Below are 15,838 nucleotides of genomic sequence, written 5' to 3' on the forward strand. Positions count from 1 at the left end.
CGCCCACCCCTGTCACCAGTCATGTCTGCAACGATCAGACACATGAAGAATTTCCTAGTCAAGACGATCGCCAACGCGGGGGCCCTGGCCGTAGCGGTCTGGGTGCTCGACAAGATCACCCTCACCGGCGACAGCACCGGCAAGAAGGTCGGCACGCTGATCCTCGTCGCCCTCATCTTCGGCCTGGTCAACGTGATCGTGAAGCCGATCGTGAAACTCCTGACCTTCCCGCTGTTCATCCTCACGCTCGGCCTGATCACCCTGATCGTGAACGCCCTGATGCTGCTGCTGACCTCGTGGCTGGCCGATCAGGTGGACCTGAGCTTCCACGTCGACGGCCTGTGGACCGCGATCCTCGGTGGCCTGATCGTGTCGATCGTCTCCTGGGCGCTGAACGTCGTACTGCCCGACGGCAAGGACTGAGAGCGGCCAAGGATGACCTACCGCGTCTGTTTCGTCTGCACGGGCAATATCTGCCGCTCGCCCATGGCCGAGCACGTCTTCCGCGCCCGCGTCGAGGAGGCGGGGCTCAACGGCCTCGTCGAGATCGACAGCGCGGGCACGGACGGCTGGCACGAGGGCGACGGCGCCGACCCGCGCACCGTCCGCGTCCTCACCGAGAACGGCTACGGCGCCGAGCACACGGCCCGCCGGTTCCACCCCGATTGGTTCGCCCGCCTCGACCTGGTCGTCGCCCTCGACCACGGCCATCTGCGCACCCTGCGCCGCCTGGCATCGACACCGCAGGACGCCGAGAAGGTGCGCCTGCTGCGTTCCTACGACCCCGGGGCCGATGCCTCGGACCTCGACGTCCCCGATCCGTACTACGGCGATCTGAGCGGCTTCGAGGAGTGTCTGAAGCTGGTCGAGGGGGCGTCCGAGGGACTTCTCGCATCCGTACGCGAAGCAGTGGGAGGACGGGTCGTATGACGCACCCTTCGGCGCAGGAGCCGGGAGACGGTACGAGGGCGGTCCGGGCCGGACTTCCCGAACCGGTCAAGAACGAACCGACCCTGCCGGGTCCGGTGTTCGCCGCACACTTCCATCTGCCCGGAGACGTGTCGGGGCCCTATGCGTACGGCCGTGACGACAACCCGACCTGGACGCATCTCGAGCGCGCCATCAGCGGCTTGGAGGCCCCGGGGCGCTCCGACGTGGAGACGCTGGCCTTCGCCTCCGGCATGGCCGCGATCTCCGCGGTCCTCTTCTCGCAGCTGCGCGCGGGCGACGCGGTGGTCCTGCCGGCCGACGGCTACCAGGTCTTCCCGCTCGTCCGCGAGCAGCTCACGGCGTACGGGATCGAGGTGCGCACCGCGCCGACCGGCGGTGACGCGCAGCTCGACTTGCTCGACGGGGCGCGCCTGTTGTGGCTGGAGACGCCGTCCAACCCCGGCCTGGACGTCTGCGACATCCGGCGCCTCGCCGATGCCGCCCACGCGCGCGGGGCGCTCGTCGCCGTGGACAACACGCTCGCGACGCCGCTCGGGCAGCGCCCACTGGAGCTCGGCGCGGACTTCTCGGTGGCCAGCGCCACCAAGCAGCTCACGGGCCACGGCGACCTGCTGCTCGGCTACGTCGCGTGCGCCGACCCCGAGTTGACCGCCTCGGTGAAGCGCTGGCGCAAGATAGTCGGGGCGATTCCGGGGCCGATGGAGGCCTGGCTCGCGCACCGGTCCCTCGCCACGCTGGAGCTGCGCGCCGAGCGGCAGGGTGCCAACGCGCTGGCCGTGGCGCGGGCCCTGCTGGGACACCCGGACGTCTCCGGAGTGCGCCACCCCGGTCTGCCCGGCGATCCGTCCCATGCCGTCGCCGCGGGACAGATGCGGCGGTTCGGCTGCGTGGTCTCCTTCGAACTGCCCTCGCGCGCCCGGGCCGAGCGATTCCTCGACACCCTGACGCTGGTCGACGACGCGACGAGTTTCGGCGGTGTACGGTCCACGGCCGAGCGGCGCGGGCGCTGGGGCGGCGACGCCGTCGCCGAGGGCTTCGTCCGCTTCTCCGCGGGCGCCGAGAACACCGAGGACCTGGTGGCGGACGTGCTGCGGGCGCTGGAAGAGGCCGCCCGGTGACGTCGCCCTTCGGGCGACGACGGGAGTTTGACGACAGGCCCTAGTACCGCGCTACGCACAACGGACGGTCCGAGCCTCCCCCCTCGTGGCTCGGACCGTCCCGGCTCTCAACGCGCGAAGAACCGCGCGAACAAGGCTAGTTGACTCTGTGTCAGTGTCCAATCACGGTAGCGACAGAGACCTATCGACTTATTTATAGTTGGGCGCGGCCGGGGGTTGGGGAGGGAGGCGTGCCGCGATGGATCTCGCGTTGCTGCGCACCTTTGTGACGGTGCACCGCGCCGGTTCGTTCACGCGCGCCGCCGCTCTGCTCGGCCTGTCTCAGCCGGCCGTCACCTCCCAGATCCGTACGCTGGAGCGGCAGCTGGGCCGCCCGCTCTTCCTACGTCAGGCGCGCGGTGTGACGGCCACGTCGATGGGCGACGAGCTGGCCCACAAGGCGGCCCCGCATCTCGACGCCCTCGTGGAGATCGCCGAGGCCGGGCTCGACGAGGAGTCCGCCGTACGCACCCTGCACCTGGCGGGGCCTCCCGAGTTCACCGCGGAGCGTGCCCTGCCCACGCTGACGGCCCTGACCCAGGACAACGGGCAGGGCATCGCGTTACGGGCGAGCTTCGGCACGGCCGAGGAAACCCTGGAGGGGCTCGCCGCAGGGCATCACGATCTGGCCATCGCGACGGCCCGCCCACGCGGCGCCCTGCTCACGGCGACTCCGCTCTGCGACGAGGAGCACGTGCTGGCCGCCGCACCGCGCTTGGCCGCCCGGATCGGCCGCGGCATGCTGCACCGCGACGCGGCGCCGTCCCTGGAGAAGTTCCCCGTGGTCGAGGTGCACGAGTCGTTGCCCCTGGTCAGCCGCTACTGGGCCGCGGTCTTCGATTCCCGGCCCGCGGTCGCCGGCACGGTCGTCGTGCCCGATCTGCGCGCGGTGCTCGCCTGCGTGATCGCTGGCGCCGGCCTCGCCGTACTGCCACGCTATCTCTGCGAGGAGAACCTGGAGCGCGGGGAGATCGTCGCCCTGCTCGACCCACCCGTGCCACCGCTGCGCACGTACTTCCTGGTGGTGCGCACCGGCACATTGGCCATGCCGCACATCGCGCGGGCGCACGAGTGGCTCTTGCGCGCTGCCGTCGACTGGTCGTGAGCCGGGCACCGAGCGATGCGGGATGTTTCACGTGGAACCAGCCGGGCCACATTTCTCCCATGACCGTCCGACCCGTGGTCAAGCGCACCGCACGCGCCATCCTGCTGGATGGCGACAACCTGATCCTGATCAAGCGGACCAAGCCCGGCGTCGATCCTTACTGGGTGACTCCCGGTGGCGGGGTCGAGCCGGAGGACACGACTGTCGTGGACGCCCTCCATCGCGAGGTGCACGAGGAACTCGGCGCCAAGATCGTCGACGTGGTGCCCTGCTTCGTGGACACCGTCGAGCACATCGGCGAGGACGGCGGCGCGACCGGCGTAAAGGTCCAGCACTTCTTCGTCTGCCGGCTGGAGTCGATGGACACCGACCAGCGGCACGGGCCCGAGGTCGAGGACCCGTGCGGCGGGTACGAGATCGTGCGGGTGCCGTTCACCCGCGTCGGTATCGCCTCGGTCCACCTGGTGCCGCTCTCGCTGCGTCACTACCTCGACGGCAACATCGAGGGCGTACGGGCGATGCACGCGCCCGATCTGGGCTGACGCCGCGCGACACCGGGCCTCGGTGGCGGGCTCAGTCCGCCGCCGCGACCAGGTCCTCGACCGAGTCGTGCCGGATGCGGCTGCCGGGGATACCGATCCGCCGCAAGGTGTCGATGCTGCTGCGGATCATGCCAGGAGGCCCGGAGAGGTACGCGTCGTACTCGTTCCAGGGGCCGTACTCCCGTACCGCGTCCGGCAGCTGGAGATGGGCCTGCTGGTCGACGATGGGCCGCACCGAGAGCCATGAGTGGCTCTGCGAGAGGCGCAGCATCGTGTCGATGTCGTACAGGTCGTGGTTGGTGCGGGCGCCGTAGAACACCTCGACCGAGCGCTGGTACCCGTGCTCGGCCACATCCTCGACGAGCGCCTTGATGGGCGCGATGCCGGTGCCGCCCCCCAGACAGAGCAGCCCGCTGTCCGTGGTGTGGTCGACGGTCATGGAGCCGGCGGGCGGGCCGAGGCGCAGCACGTCGCCGGGGCGGGCCCGGTGCACCAGGGCGTTGGAGACCCAGCCCGCCGGGACGGCCTTCACGTGGAACGAGAGCAGCCCGTCCGAGCGGGGCGCGGACGCGAACGAGTAGTGCCGCCAGATCCGCGGCCACCAGGGCGTCTCCAGCGTCGTGTACTGCCCGGCCAGGAACGGGTACGGCTGATCGGGCCGCACGGTCACCACGGCGACGTCGGGGGTGCGCAGGTCGTGCGAGACGACCTCGGCCATCCACCAGGCCGGCGCCTTCAGCTCGTCCTCGGCCGCCGCGTCGATCATGATCTGGGAGATCGTCGTGTAGGTACGGACCCAGGCGGCCTCGGTCTCCGCGTTCCACGTGGTCGTCGCGTACTGGGTGAGCGCGGCGATCAGACATTCACCGACGGCCGGGTAGTGGTCGGCCTGCGTGCCGTACTTGCGGTGCCCGCGCCCCAGGTTCTTCAGGTACGCCACGAGGACGTCCTTGTTGTCGATGTGCTCGGCCGCGGTCAGCAGCGCCTTGAGGATCCGGTCGCGCTGGGTGTCCATCGCCGCGGGGAAGAGCGGGCGCAGTTCGGGGTGACGCACGAAGAGCAGTGCGTAGAAGTACGAGGTGACCCGGTCCGCGACGGGACCGATCTCTTCCATGGTGCGGCGGATCAGGATCGCGTCGGGGGAGGCCTGCGCGGGAGCGGGGCGCGCGGCGGCGGCCATGGGGCCGGGCGACTCGGCGGCGCGCGGCGGGGCGGGCTGCTGCGTCTGCTGCTCGGGCGGTGCCTGGCGCGGCTCCGGTATTCGGTGCTCGTCCTGCGTCGCGTCCTGGCCGGAGTCGGTGGCGGGCGGTTGCGGGGCCGGGGCCTTGCGCGGCGTGAACCAGCCGCCGCCACCGTCCGAACCGTCAGAACCGGAACCGGCCGACGGCGTAGTGGTCGGAGCGTCCATGCTGTGCCTCGCCTCGAACATATTTCGGTCGGTCAACGTACTCCCGAGCTGTTCCGCGCCCGGAAACTGTGGGCTTTCCCCCGCGTGCCTCGATAACAATGCAGTCCACATTGAACACTGCATTCCGGACGGCTACTGACAAGTAAGGCAAGAGTGTGACATTGTCCGCAGTCCCCTCACCGCAGCCTGCCACCCAGTGTCATTGCCCAGAACGCAAAGCGGAAAGTGCAGGTCTTCGATCTCTCCGTCCCGTTAGGCTGCGTGGGCCTGCGCGCACCCTGGGCTTCCCCTCGGCCTTCTTCGGCCACCCGGCGCGATCCGGACCCGACGATACCGGCCGCCGCGAAGTCGACAACCCCCTACCGGCATAACTGCGCATTAAGCGAAGCTCGCCCACTTCGTAAATTCCTCAATTACCGGTCCAGGCGCGCCAATTCGCACACGAGACGCCGTCGAGCGCGGGCTGAGCCGCCCCGGCGCCATGTTTCACGTGAAACTCCCGGCGTGACCGAAAGCGCCGGGCCACTCTCCACAAAGCGGTGGACGTCGCGGGGTGAAGTCCGACAGCCTGACCTGCGTGTCGACACCTTCCCTCTCCGGCCTGCCCATCCGACGCCTCACCCCACGCGATCTCCTCGCGTGCGCCGACCTGTCCGAGGATCGGGGCTGGCCCCGTGAGGAACACAAGTGGCGGCTGCTGCTGTCGGCCGGCACCGGCTACGGCATCGACGACCCCGGCGGCGGTCTCGTCAGCGCCTGCGTGGTGACCGAGTACGGCCCCCGTGAGCGCCCCGAACTCGGTGCGATCGGCATGGTCCTGGTCGCGGAACGGCACGCCCGGAAGGGCGTCGGCAGGCGGCTGATGCGCCATGTCGTCGAGCGGGCGGGCACGACCCCGCTCACGCTCCACGCGACGCCGTACGGGCGCCCCCTCTACGAGGAGTTGGGCTTTAAGGTCACGGGGCAAGCCGAGATGGTGCGCGGCCGTTTCACCTCGGACGGACCCCTGCCCGATGTCACCACCCGCGCGGCCACGGCGGAGGACCTCCAGGCGATCCTGCGCCTGGACGCGGAGGTCTTCGGCCCGGACCGTACGCATGTCATCACGCGACTCCCGGCCTTCTCCGACCAGTTGAGGGTGGCCGTGGACGGCGGCGCCGACGGCGGGCTCATCGGCTTCGCGGCCGCCTGGCCGAACGGGGAGACCCATGTCGTCGGCCCGCTCGTCGCTCGCGACACCGCGACGGCGCAGGCCCTCGTGGCCTCACTCGCCGCGGGCACGGACCGGCCGTTGCGCACCGATGTCGACGTGCGCCATGAGGAGCTGCTGGCGTGGCTCAAGGGGCGCGGGCTCGAGGCCGTCGGCCTCAACGCGGTGATGAACTACGGGGCTTCGGATCTGCCCGGCGACTGGACCCGCCGTTTCGCACCGCTGACCGTCGCCGCGGGCTGAATCCGCCTCCGCCTCAAGTGCCGCTCTTCTGCGGCAATTTGGGGCGGATACAGGACGATCTCCCGCTGCTACGCGAGGGCCTCCACGGCCGCGGTGGCGAAGTCGTGGTCCTGCTCGGGGGCGCCGCCACCGACACCGATGGCGCCGATGAGGCGGCCGTCGCGCTGGACCGGCAGGCCGCCGGCGATGAACAGCAGCGGCCGGTTCAGCGCGGTGGGCAGGGTGTGGAAGGGCCCCTCGGGCTTGACCAGGTCGACGAGGTCGGCGGTGGGGGCGTTCAGCTGGAGCGCGGTGTACGCCTTGCGCGTGCTGGTCTCGCCGGAGATGAGGACGGCGCGGTCGTCGCGCCGGAAGGCCAGGAGGTGCCCGCCCGCATCGAGGACGGTGACGCTGACGGTGACTCCGGCCGCCTCGGCGGCGGAGCGGGCGGCGGCGACCAGGGTCTCGGCGTCCTGCGTGCTGAGCGGGGTGACTGCGGTGGTGCTCATGAGGTGGTGCTCCTTGCGGGGTGGTGGTGTGGGGCGGGGGCGTCGTCGGCCCCGTCGACCGGGGGTTCGGGTCAGTGGTGGGCCGGTTCGGTGCGCGGCTGCTCGGCGGCGGTCGCGACGATCAGGCTCGGAGCGGACGAGCGGCGCTCGAGGGCCGCGGACAGCACGGCCAGGACGAGAGCGGCGGCGGCGAGCACGGCGCCGACCCAGTTCGGGGAGGTGTAGCCCAGGCCCGCGGCGATCACCATGCCGCCGAGCCAGGCGGAGAGGGCGTTGCCGAGGTTGAAGGCACCGATATTGACCGCCGAGGCGAGCGTCGGGGCGCCGGACGCCTGGTCGAGGACGCGCTTCTGCAGCGGCGGCACCGTCGCGAAGCCGAAGGCACCGATCAGCACGATGGAGACAGCGGCCAGGACCTTGTTGTGCGCGGTGACGGTGAACAGGGCGAGCACGAGGGCGAGCGCCCCCAGCGACACGTACAGCATGGGCATCAGGGCACGGTCGGCGAACCTTCCGCCGGTCAGGTTGCCGGCCACCATGCCGAGGCCAAAGAGGACCATGAGCCAGGTGACGGAGCCGTCCGCGAAGCCGGCGACGTGCGTCATCATCGGCGCGATGTAGGTGATGGCCGCGAAGACGCCGCCGAAGCCGAGCACGGTCATCGCCATGGCGAGCACGACCTGCACGTTCTTGAAGGCGGCCAGCTCGTGCCGGAGCCGCACGCCGTCCGGCTTGGGCAGGTCGGGTACGAGCTTGGCGATACCGACGAGGCCGATGACGCCGAGCGCGGCGACGACCGTGAACGTCACGCGCCAGCCGGCCATCTGGCCGATGAGCGTGCCGAGCGGGACACCGACGACGTTGGCGACGGTCAGGCCCGTGAACATCATGGCGATCGCCCCGGCCTTCTTCTGCGGTGCCACCAACTCGGCCGCGACGACCGAGCCGATGCCGAAGAACGCGCCGTGGGCGAGCGAGGCGACCACGCGGCCGATCAGCATGACGGCGAAGACGGGCGCGACGGCGGAGAGCAGGTTGCCGACGATGAAGAAGCCGAGGAGCAGCATCAGCATCCGCTTGCGCGGGATGCGCTGGCCCAGGGCGGTCATCAGCGGGGCGCCGAACATGACGCCGAGCGCATAGCCGGTGACCAGGTATCCGGCCGTCGGGATGGAGACGCCGAAGTCACCCGCGACCTCTGGGAGCAACCCCATGATCACGAATTCCGTGGTCCCGATCCCGAAGGCCCCGATCGCGAGGGCGAGAAGCGCGAGAGGCATTGAAGGGGTCCCTTCCAGACTGTTGCGGGTGCGCTTTACGAGACCTCACAATAATTGCAGACGCTGGTTAATTGCAAACGCGGGCTACCTTCACGCATCGACTACCCTGGAAGCGAGCCGCTCCGAGACGGAGGAACCACGCAGCCATGACCGCCACAGATCCCGCACTGACCGCCCTCTCTCAGGGCTGGTGCGCACTCTCCCTGCTGCACGGGAAGATCGATTCCCACATCGAGCGCGCGCTGCAGGCCCGGCACGGGCTGAGCGTGCGCGAGTACTCGCTGCTCGACGTCCTCAGCCGTCAGCACGACGGGGAGGGCGGGCATCTACAGATGAAGCAGGTGGCCGATGCCGTCGTCCTGAGCCAGAGCGCGACCACGCGCCTGGTCACCCGGCTCGAGGAGCGCGGCCTGCTACTGCGCTACCTGTGCCCGACCGACCGGCGGGGCATCTACACGAACGTCTCCGACGCCGGGTTCAAACTCCTCGAAGAGGCCCGCCCGACGAACTCCGCGGCGCTGCGGGAGGCCCTCGACAGCGCGGCCGAGAACACGGAGCTCGCTCCCCTGGTCAAGGCGGTCGAAGGGCTCCACACCGCCGCTGCCTGACGGGCCGAACACGGCCGGCGGAGGGCTCCGCATAGGCTGCGGTCCATGGGAGATCTTGAGATCAGGCCGGCCACGGCCGAGGACATTCCGGAGCTGGTCGCCATGCTGGCGGACGACCCGCTGGGCGCCCAGCGGGAGTCACCGGAGGACCTCACACCGTATCTCGCCGCGCACGCACGGCTGTCGGCCGACGCGAATCAGCACCTCGTTGTCGCCGTGCGCGGCGGCAGCGTCGTCGGCACACTCCAGCTCAGCATCATCCCCGGGCTCTCCCGGAAGGGCTCCACCCGCTCGATCATCGAGGCCGTCCGCATCCACACGGACGAACGTGGCAGCGGCCTCGGCACGCGGCTCATCGAGTGGGCCGTCGAAGAATCCCGGCGCCAGGGCTGCCAGCTGGTCCAGCTGACCTCCGACGTCACACGCACCGACGCCCACCGCTTCTACGAGCGGCTCGGCTTTGTGGGCTCACACCTCGGTTTCAAGCTACAGCTGTGACCGGGGAGCCCAACGGTCGGCTGTTTCACGTGAAACAGCCGACCGTCCCCGCGTCGCATCACCGCGGAATGCCGCGCCACCCGTCCGGGTCCACCCCGCCAGGAACCGGCCCGTCCGCCGGGTACGGCTCCCGGGTGAAGACGAAGGAGCCGAGGTCGAGATGGCTGACCGTCCCGTCGTCCCGCCGGACGGCCCGGAGCAGCTCTCCCGCGTAGTAGCCGTCGAGCCCGGTCCAAGTACCGTCGCCGTTCGACCGGAACCGGGAGCGCCGTCCGCCCTCGGCCGCCGGACCCACCTCCACTCCGCCGTCGGCCGGCAGGCGCAGCACCACGGCCTGCGTCCCCCAGTACCAGGGCCCCACCAGCTCCAGTTCGGACGCGCTCACCTCGGTGAGCGGCCGCCACGGCTCGGGCAACCTCGGTTCGGCCTCCGCTACGGTCGCCAGCAGTTCGGCGGCCAGCGTCGCCACAGGAACCCCCGAGGTGGAGTTGGCGAGCGCGACCGCGACGAGCCCCTCCTCCTCGCACAGCCACAGGCCCGCCACGAACCCCGGCAACGAGCCGGTGTGTCCGGCCAACGTGAGACCGCCGCCCCTCACCACCTGAACGCCGAACCCGTACGAGGCCTCCCAGTCGCCCGGCAGCGTCGGCGCGGCGGGGGTTCGCATCTCCCGGACCGAGTCCGCGCTCAGCACCCGGTCGTCCCCGGTCGCGAGGAAGGCCGCGAAGACGGTCAAGTCCCTTGCCGTGGACCAGAGTTGACCGGCAGGGGCCATCAGGCCCAGATCCTCGCTCGGCTCCGGAAGCAGCACGTCTGCGTACGGGTGCACGGCCCATCCCCCGGCGTGCGGTTGCTGTGGCTGCACGCTGGTGCGGGTCAGCCCCAGTGGTTCGAGGATCTCGTCGCGCAGCGCCTTCTCCCAGGACACTCCGCGCACCGCCTCGACCAGGGCGCCCAGGAGCGTATAGCCGGGGTTGGAGTAGTGGTGGCGACGGCCGACGGGATGCTTGAAGGGCTGTTCACCCAGGACGTCCGTGAGGGTCGGGCGAAGGCTCGCGGGGCTCCGCTCCCACCATTCCCCCGGCGTCTCGGCCGCCAACCCGCCGGTGTGGGCGAGCAGTTCGGCGATGGTGACGCTGCCGACACCGGTGTCGGACAGATGCTTCTCCAGCGGGTCCGACAGATCGAGCAGTCCTTCGTCGCGCAGCCGCAGCACCAGTACGGCCGTGAACGTCTTGGTGATCGAACCGATCCGGTACTGCACGTGCTCGTCCGGCCCGTGCCCGTCCACCGAGGTACGCGACCCGGTCCACACCAGCTCACCGTCCCGCGCGACCGCGGCCACGAGCGAGGGCGCCCGCCCCTTGCTCTGGGCAACGGCGATGCGGTGCAGGAGGGCGCGACGCGTGGTGGGCAACAGCTCCCCCGGGGATGTCGTCATGGCCCCAGTCCACCCCGGCCGACGACCGTCGTCGAGCGGTTTTCACCGGAGGCTGATCTTCGCGCTCCGGCGCCCCTGATCAGGTCTGCGCCATGTCCACGAAGCGCGAGTAGTGACCCTGGAAGGCGACGGTGATCGTGGCCGTCGGACCGTTACGGTGCTTGCCGACGATGATGTCCGCCTCACCCGCGCGCGGAGACTCCTTCTCGTACGCGTCCTCGCGGTGCAGCAGGATGACCATGTCGGCGTCCTGCTCGATGGAACCGGACTCACGCAGGTCGGAGACCTGCGGCTTCTTGTCCGTGCGCTGTTCGGGACCACGGTTCAGCTGCGAGAGCGCGATCACCGGCAGTTCCAGTTCCTTGGCCAGGAGCTTCAGGTTTCGGGACATGTCCGAGACCTCCTGCTGACGGCTCTCGGAACGCTTCGAGCCACCGGCCTGCATCAACTGCAGATAGTCGATGATCACGAGCTTGATGTCGTTGCGCTGCTTGAGCCGGCGGCACTTCGCGCGGATCTCCATCATCGACAGGTTCGGGGAGTCGTCGATGTAGAGCGGCGCGGCCGAGACCTCGGGCATCCGGCGCGCCAGCCGCGTCCAGTCCTCGTCCGTCATCGTGCCGGAGCGCATGTGGTGCAGGGCCACACGTGCCTCGGCCGACAGCAGGCGCATCGCGATCTCGTTGCGCCCCATTTCGAGGGAGAAGATGACGCTGGGCAGGTTGTTCTTGATCGACGCCGCGCGCGCGAAGTCCAGCGCCAGCGTGGACTTACCCATCGCGGGCCGGGCCGCGATGACGATCATCTGGCCCGGGTGCAGACCGTTGGTGAGCGAGTCGAAGTCGGTGAAGCCGGTCGGCACACCGGTCATCTCGCCGCTGCGCGAACCGATCGCCTCGATCTCGTCGAGCGCGCCTTCCATGATGTCGCCGAGCGGGAGGTAGTCCTCGCTGGTGCGCTGCTCGGTGACGGCGTAGACCTCGGCCTGCGCCTTGTTGACGATCTCGTCGACGTCGTCGTCGCCCGCGTATCCCATCTGCGTGATCCGCGTGCCCGCCTCGACGAGGCGGCGCAGTACGGCGCGCTCGTGGACGATCTCCGCGTAGTACTCGGCGTTCGCCGCCGTCGGGACCGTCTGCACGAGGGTGTGCAGATACGATGCGCCACCGACCTTGTTGATCTCGCCGCGCTTGGTCAGCTCCGCGGCGATGGTGATCGGGTCGGCGGGCTCGCCCTTGGCGTAGACGTCGAGGATCGCCTGAAAGATCGTTTCATGGGCCGGCTTGTAGAAGTCGGCGCCCTTGATGACCTCCACGACGTCGGCGATCGCGTCCTTCGACAGGAGCATGCCGCCGAGCACGGACTGCTCGGCATCGAGGTCCTGCGGCGGAACGCGCTCGAACGTAGCGGGCCCCTCGTCCCAGCCGCCGCCCTCGCTGCCGCGGTCGTGCTGGTCGCCCTGGCCGCGGCCACCGCCCCGGAACGGCCGGGAAGCGGGGAGGCGATCGCTGGGACCGTCGTCGGCCCAGGGGTCGTCCAAAGGCTCGGAGATACTCACCGGGCCGCCTCCTCCCGTCCGCCGAGCGGACCTCGCCGTACCCCTCATTCCTACGGCACGACACTGACAAATCAGAGGCCCAACTCCGCTTCCGACGCGTCGGATTTGTGAGGTTTCCGAGGCCGCGAGACATGGTGGGCGCCGCACCACGGTAGGCCCGCGGGCACCGTCAGCCAATCTGGTTATCCACAGGCGGTGTGGATGACGGGCCCCTCGCTGTGGAGAACCCGGGAAAACCTGTGCACGACACGGTGGACAGGGCTGTGAACAAGCCCTCAGGCTATTCCATACACATGGCCTGACCTGCGATTTTCCCATCCACCGGCTGTGCAGAAGAAAAACTTCCCCAGTCGGCCCAAGATCTCTGCCGACCCCACCGCGCGACACGCGGAAGACCTCCAAGAGTAAGGGTCAGTATCGCATTGCATCTCTTACCTGTGGAAGATTAGATTGGTGCCCATGACACAGGCTCCCGCGACACCCAAGGCCGCCCGACGCCGGCACGACCGAGAGATCGTCGCCCTCGCCGTTCCCGCCTTCGGCGCACTCGTCGCTGAGCCGCTTTTCCTCATGGCCGACAGCGCCATCGTCGGCCATCTCGGCACCTCGCAGCTCGCCGGACTTGCCGTCGCATCGGCCCTGCTGCAGACCGCGGTCAGCATCTTCGTCTTCCTCGCCTACGCGACCACCGCGGCGGTCGCCCGCCGTGTCGGCTCCGGCGATCTGAAGTCCGCCATCCAGCAGGGCATGGACGGCATCTGGCTCGCCCTGTTCCTCGGGGCCGTCGTCGTCGCGATCACGCTCCCCGCGGCTCCTTCGCTGGTCGAACTCTTCGGCGCCTCCGACACCGCGACGCCCTACGCGATCACATATCTGCGCATCTCCTCGCTCGGCATTCCCCCGATGCTCATCGTCCTCGCCGCCACCGGCGTGCTGCGCGGACTCCAGAACACCAAGACCCCGCTCTACGTGGCCGTCGCCGGCTTCATCGCCAACGCCGGGCTGAACGCCGCGCTCGTCTACGGCGCCGGTCTGGGCATCGCGGGTTCGGCCTGGGGCACCGTCATCGCCCAGGTCGGCATGGCGGTCGTCTATCTCGTCGTCGTGGTCCGCGGCGCCCGCCGCCATGGCGCTTCCCTGCGTCCGGACGCGGCCGGTATCAGGGCCTGCGCCCAGGCAGGCGCGCCACTTCTCGTCCGCACGATCTCGCTCCGGGCGATCCTGATGATCGCGACGGCGGTCGCGGCACGGCTCGGCGATGCCGACGTGGCCGCCCACCAGATCATCCTGTCCCTGTGGAGCCTGACCGCGTTCGCCCTCGACGCCATCGCCATCGCCGGCCAGGCGATCATCGGCCGCTACCTCGGCGCGGACGACGCTCCGGGCGCACGCGCCGTCTGCCGTCGGATGGTGGAGTGGGGGATCGCCGCGGGAGTCGTCCTCGGCGTACTGATCGTCGCCACCAGGCCGCTGTTCGTCCCGCTGTTCACGAGCGATCAGCTCGTACAGGACGCCGCTCTGCCCGCCCTCATCGTCGTGGCCCTGGCCCAGCCCGTCTGCGGGATCGTCTACGTCCTGGACGGCGTCCTCATGGGCGCGGGCGACGGACCGTACCTGGCCTGGGCCATGCTGGTCACGCTCGCCGTCTTCACGCCTGTGGCGCTGCTGGTCCCCGTCTTCGGCGGCGGCCTCACCGCAGTCTGGGGAGCGATGGCACTGATGATGACGGTCCGCATGATCACGCTCTGGATCCGCTACCGCTCGGGACGCTGGGCCGTGACGGGCGCGACGCGCTGACTCGAAGCGAGCCGTTTCACGTGAAACGCAGTAACCGTGAAACACGACTTCCGCGCTCCACGGTTTCACGTGAAACGCAGACAGCAAGCATGTGGGGCCACACCCCGAAGGGTGCGGCCCCACATGTTGCTTCAGCACTACTCAGAGCAGAGCTCAGGCAGAGACGACCTCGATGTTGACCTTGGCGGCAACCTCGGGGTGCAGACGCACGGAGGCCTCGTGGCCACCGAGCGACTTGATCGGCGAGCCCAGCTCAACACGGCGCTTGTCGACCTTCGGGCCACCGGCAGCCTCGATCGCCGAAGCGATGTCGGCCGGGGTGACGGAACCGAAGAGACGACCGGCGTCGCCGGAGCGGACGGCCAGACGGACCGCGGTGCCCTCGAGCTTGGCCTTGATCTCGTTGGCCTGCTCGATGGTGGCGATCTCGTGGATCTTGCGGGCGCGGCGGATCTGCGCCACGTCCTGCTCGCCACCCTTGGTCCAGCGGATCGCGAACTTCCGCGGGATCAGGTAGTTACGGGCGTACCCGTCCTTGACGTCGACGACCTCGCCGGCGGTGCCGAGGCCAGTGACCTCGTGGGTCAGGATGATCTTCATTTTGCGGTCACCCTTTCCTTATCGCGCGGTGGACGTGTAGGGCAGCAGCGCCATCTCACGGCTGTTCTTCACGGCCGTGGCGACGTCACGCTGGTGCTGCGTGCAGTTGCCGGTCACGCGGCGGGCACGGATCTTGCCGCGGTCGGAAATGAACTTCCGCAGCATGTTCGTGTCCTTGTAGTCCACGTACGTGACCTTGTCCTTGCAGAAAGCGCAGACCTTCTTCTTAGGCTTGCGCACAGGCGGCTTCGCCATGGTGTTTCTCCTGTGTGATCAAGAAGTGTGGGGTGCGAGCCCAGCCCCGAAAGGGAGTGATCCCTAGAAGGGGGGCTCGTCCGAGTAGCCGCCGCCGGAGCCGCCGGAGCTTCCGCCCCAGCCGCCACCGCCGCCACCCTGCTGGCCGCCGCCGGCCGGCGCACCGGTCGCCCAGGGGTCGTTGGCCGGGGCTCCGCCCTGGCCACCTCCCTGACCGCCCTGCTGACCGCCGGGGCCGCCGCCCCAGCCGCCACCGCCGCCGCCCTGCTGGCCGCCACCGAAACCGCCGCCGCCACCCTGACCGCCACGACCGGGCGTCTTGGTGACCTTGGCGGTGGCGTAGCGCAGCGAGGGGCCGATCTCGTCGACCTCGAGCTCCACGACCGTCCGCTTCTCGCCCTGCTGGGTCTCGTACGAACGCTGCCGCAGACGTCCCTGAGCGACGACGCGCATACCGCGCGTCAGCGACTCGGCGACGTTCTCCGCGGCCTGACGCCAGATCGACGCGCGGAGGAACAGCGCATCGCCGTCCTTCCACTCATTGGTCTGGCGGTCGAACGTCCGGGGCGTCGACGCGATCGTGAAGTTCGCGACGGCCGCGCCGGACGGGGTGAAGCGCAGCTCGGGGTCGTCGGTCAGGTTTCCGACGACGGTGATAACGGTCTCGCCTGCCATGGGGGAACCTCTCGGCGGGTTT

17 protein-coding genes are annotated in these 15,838 nt (G+C 69.6%); 9 read left to right on the plus strand and 8 right to left on the minus strand.

Translation table 11 applies throughout. From position 1 onward, the window contains the following. Positions 1–42 precede the first annotated feature (42 nt). The 5 genes from ACIA8D_RS05205 to ACIA8D_RS05225 all read left to right on the plus strand — a co-directional run bounded on the left by ACIA8D_RS05205 (position 43) and on the right by ACIA8D_RS05225 (position 3,755). The gene (locus ACIA8D_RS05205; RefSeq protein WP_399228825.1) at positions 43–423 is read left to right on the plus strand and encodes a phage holin family protein; all 381 of its coding nucleotides are present in this window, start codon (positions 43–45) and stop codon (positions 421–423) included. A 12-nt stretch (positions 424–435) separates the two neighbouring features. After that, complete coding sequence (locus ACIA8D_RS05210; RefSeq protein WP_399228826.1) at positions 436–930, plus strand: low molecular weight protein-tyrosine-phosphatase; 495 nt, start codon at positions 436–438, stop codon at positions 928–930. Next, positions 927–2,069, plus strand: a complete 1,143-nt coding sequence (locus tag ACIA8D_RS05215) for a cystathionine gamma-lyase (RefSeq protein WP_399228828.1) — start codon at positions 927–929, stop codon at positions 2,067–2,069. The genes ACIA8D_RS05210 and ACIA8D_RS05215 overlap by 4 nt, the downstream gene beginning before the upstream one ends. Positions 2,070–2,307: 238 nt before the next feature. Continuing rightward, on the plus strand, positions 2,308–3,213 hold the full coding sequence (locus ACIA8D_RS05220) for a LysR family transcriptional regulator (protein ID WP_399228829.1): 906 nt from the start codon (positions 2,308–2,310) through the stop codon (positions 3,211–3,213). Between the two features lie 59 nt (positions 3,214–3,272). Then, positions 3,273–3,755, plus strand: coding sequence for an NUDIX domain-containing protein (locus ACIA8D_RS05225; protein ID WP_399228831.1), 483 nt, complete (start codon positions 3,273–3,275; stop codon positions 3,753–3,755). Positions 3,756–3,786: 31 nt separating this feature from the next. On the opposite strand, the gene ACIA8D_RS05230 is transcribed toward ACIA8D_RS05225, so the two are convergent. Further along, positions 3,787–5,163: a globin domain-containing protein gene (locus ACIA8D_RS05230; RefSeq protein WP_399228833.1), complete on the minus strand. Its 1,377-nt coding sequence runs from the start codon at positions 5,161–5,163 to the stop codon at positions 3,787–3,789. Between the two features lie 577 nt (positions 5,164–5,740). Between ACIA8D_RS05230 and ACIA8D_RS05235 the strand changes: the two genes are divergently transcribed. Further along, positions 5,741–6,616, plus strand: a complete 876-nt coding sequence (locus ACIA8D_RS05235; RefSeq protein ID WP_399228835.1) for a GNAT family N-acetyltransferase — start codon at positions 5,741–5,743, stop codon at positions 6,614–6,616. 68 nt (positions 6,617–6,684) lie between these two features. Here the strand turns inward: ACIA8D_RS05235 and ACIA8D_RS05240 are convergent, their stop codons facing one another. Together ACIA8D_RS05240 and ACIA8D_RS05245 are read right to left on the minus strand one after the other, a co-directional pair. Next, complete coding sequence (locus ACIA8D_RS05240) at positions 6,685–7,104, minus strand: heme-binding protein (protein WP_399228837.1); 420 nt, start codon at positions 7,102–7,104, stop codon at positions 6,685–6,687. Between the two features lie 71 nt (positions 7,105–7,175). Then, positions 7,176–8,384, minus strand: a complete 1,209-nt coding sequence (locus ACIA8D_RS05245) for an MFS transporter (RefSeq protein WP_399228839.1) — start codon at positions 8,382–8,384, stop codon at positions 7,176–7,178. 146 nt (positions 8,385–8,530) lie between these two features. On the opposite strand from ACIA8D_RS05245, the gene ACIA8D_RS05250 reads away from it, so the two are divergent. Both ACIA8D_RS05250 and ACIA8D_RS05255 read left to right on the plus strand, forming a co-directional pair. Then, positions 8,531–8,992 (plus strand): MarR family winged helix-turn-helix transcriptional regulator, encoded by a 462-nt coding sequence (locus tag ACIA8D_RS05250; protein WP_399228841.1) that lies wholly within the window; start codon positions 8,531–8,533, stop codon positions 8,990–8,992. 45 nt (positions 8,993–9,037) lie between these two features. Continuing rightward, positions 9,038–9,490 (plus strand): GNAT family N-acetyltransferase, encoded by a 453-nt coding sequence (locus ACIA8D_RS05255; RefSeq protein ID WP_399228843.1) that lies wholly within the window; start codon positions 9,038–9,040, stop codon positions 9,488–9,490. A 58-nt stretch (positions 9,491–9,548) separates the two neighbouring features. On the opposite strand, the gene ACIA8D_RS05260 is transcribed toward ACIA8D_RS05255, so the two are convergent. Together ACIA8D_RS05260 and dnaB are read right to left on the minus strand one after the other, a co-directional pair. After that, entirely contained in the window at positions 9,549–10,931 is a 1,383-nt protein-coding gene (locus ACIA8D_RS05260) for a serine hydrolase domain-containing protein (protein WP_399228845.1), read from the minus strand. A 79-nt stretch (positions 10,932–11,010) separates the two neighbouring features. After that, on the minus strand, positions 11,011–12,489 hold the full coding sequence (gene dnaB / locus ACIA8D_RS05265) for a replicative DNA helicase (RefSeq protein WP_399228847.1): 1,479 nt from the start codon (positions 12,487–12,489) through the stop codon (positions 11,011–11,013). A 459-nt stretch (positions 12,490–12,948) separates the two neighbouring features. Here dnaB and ACIA8D_RS05270 point away from each other — a divergent pair, with 459 nt between their 5' ends. Next, positions 12,949–14,286 (plus strand): MATE family efflux transporter, encoded by a 1,338-nt coding sequence (locus ACIA8D_RS05270; protein WP_399228849.1) that lies wholly within the window; start codon positions 12,949–12,951, stop codon positions 14,284–14,286. A 153-nt stretch (positions 14,287–14,439) separates the two neighbouring features. Here the strand turns inward: ACIA8D_RS05270 and rplI are convergent, their stop codons facing one another. The 3 genes from rplI to ACIA8D_RS05285 all read right to left on the minus strand — a co-directional run bounded on the left by rplI (position 14,440) and on the right by ACIA8D_RS05285 (position 15,816). Further along, the gene (gene rplI / locus ACIA8D_RS05275; protein WP_399228850.1) at positions 14,440–14,886 is read right to left on the minus strand and encodes a 50S ribosomal protein L9; all 447 of its coding nucleotides are present in this window, start codon (positions 14,884–14,886) and stop codon (positions 14,440–14,442) included. Positions 14,887–14,904: 18 nt separating this feature from the next. After that, positions 14,905–15,141 carry a 30S ribosomal protein S18 gene (gene rpsR, locus ACIA8D_RS05280; protein WP_003949403.1) on the minus strand — a complete coding sequence of 79 codons (237 nt, stop codon included), beginning with the start codon at positions 15,139–15,141 and terminating at the stop codon, positions 14,905–14,907. 63 nt (positions 15,142–15,204) lie between these two features. Further along, entirely contained in the window at positions 15,205–15,816 is a 612-nt protein-coding gene (locus tag ACIA8D_RS05285; protein ID WP_266712018.1) for a single-stranded DNA-binding protein, read from the minus strand. Positions 15,817–15,838 lie beyond the last annotated feature (22 nt).

This window comes from Streptomyces sp. NPDC051684 (assembly GCF_044453445.1).
GTDB lineage: Bacteria > Actinomycetota > Actinomycetes > Streptomycetales > Streptomycetaceae > Streptomyces.

What these genes read in the sequence shown, in the direction of transcription:
- ACIA8D_RS05230 (WP_399228833.1), bottom strand. Translation starts at nt 5,163, where the DNA reads ATGGACGCTCCGACCACTACGCCGTCGGCCGGTTCCGGTTCTGACGGT.
- ACIA8D_RS05245 (WP_399228839.1), bottom strand. Translation starts at nt 8,384, where the DNA reads ATGCCTCTCGCGCTTCTCGCCCTCGCGATCGGGGCCTTCGGGATCGGG.
- ACIA8D_RS05240 (WP_399228837.1), bottom strand. Translation starts at nt 7,104, where the DNA reads ATGAGCACCACCGCAGTCACCCCGCTCAGCACGCAGGACGCCGAGACC.
- ACIA8D_RS05250 (WP_399228841.1), top strand. Translation starts at nt 8,531, where the DNA reads ATGACCGCCACAGATCCCGCACTGACCGCCCTCTCTCAGGGCTGGTGC.
- ACIA8D_RS05225 (WP_399228831.1), top strand. Translation starts at nt 3,273, where the DNA reads ATGACCGTCCGACCCGTGGTCAAGCGCACCGCACGCGCCATCCTGCTG.
- rplI (WP_399228850.1), bottom strand. Translation starts at nt 14,886, where the DNA reads ATGAAGATCATCCTGACCCACGAGGTCACTGGCCTCGGCACCGCCGGC.
- ACIA8D_RS05260 (WP_399228845.1), bottom strand. Translation starts at nt 10,931, where the DNA reads ATGACGACATCCCCGGGGGAGCTGTTGCCCACCACGCGTCGCGCCCTC.
- ACIA8D_RS05220 (WP_399228829.1), top strand. Translation starts at nt 2,308, where the DNA reads ATGGATCTCGCGTTGCTGCGCACCTTTGTGACGGTGCACCGCGCCGGT.
- ACIA8D_RS05270 (WP_399228849.1), top strand. Translation starts at nt 12,949, where the DNA reads ATGACACAGGCTCCCGCGACACCCAAGGCCGCCCGACGCCGGCACGAC.
- ACIA8D_RS05285 (WP_266712018.1), bottom strand. Translation starts at nt 15,816, where the DNA reads ATGGCAGGCGAGACCGTTATCACCGTCGTCGGAAACCTGACCGACGAC.
- ACIA8D_RS05210 (WP_399228826.1), top strand. Translation starts at nt 436, where the DNA reads ATGACCTACCGCGTCTGTTTCGTCTGCACGGGCAATATCTGCCGCTCG.
- rpsR (WP_003949403.1), bottom strand. Translation starts at nt 15,141, where the DNA reads ATGGCGAAGCCGCCTGTGCGCAAGCCTAAGAAGAAGGTCTGCGCTTTC.
- ACIA8D_RS05215 (WP_399228828.1), top strand. Translation starts at nt 927, where the DNA reads ATGACGCACCCTTCGGCGCAGGAGCCGGGAGACGGTACGAGGGCGGTC.
- ACIA8D_RS05205 (WP_399228825.1), top strand. Translation starts at nt 43, where the DNA reads ATGAAGAATTTCCTAGTCAAGACGATCGCCAACGCGGGGGCCCTGGCC.
- ACIA8D_RS05255 (WP_399228843.1), top strand. Translation starts at nt 9,038, where the DNA reads ATGGGAGATCTTGAGATCAGGCCGGCCACGGCCGAGGACATTCCGGAG.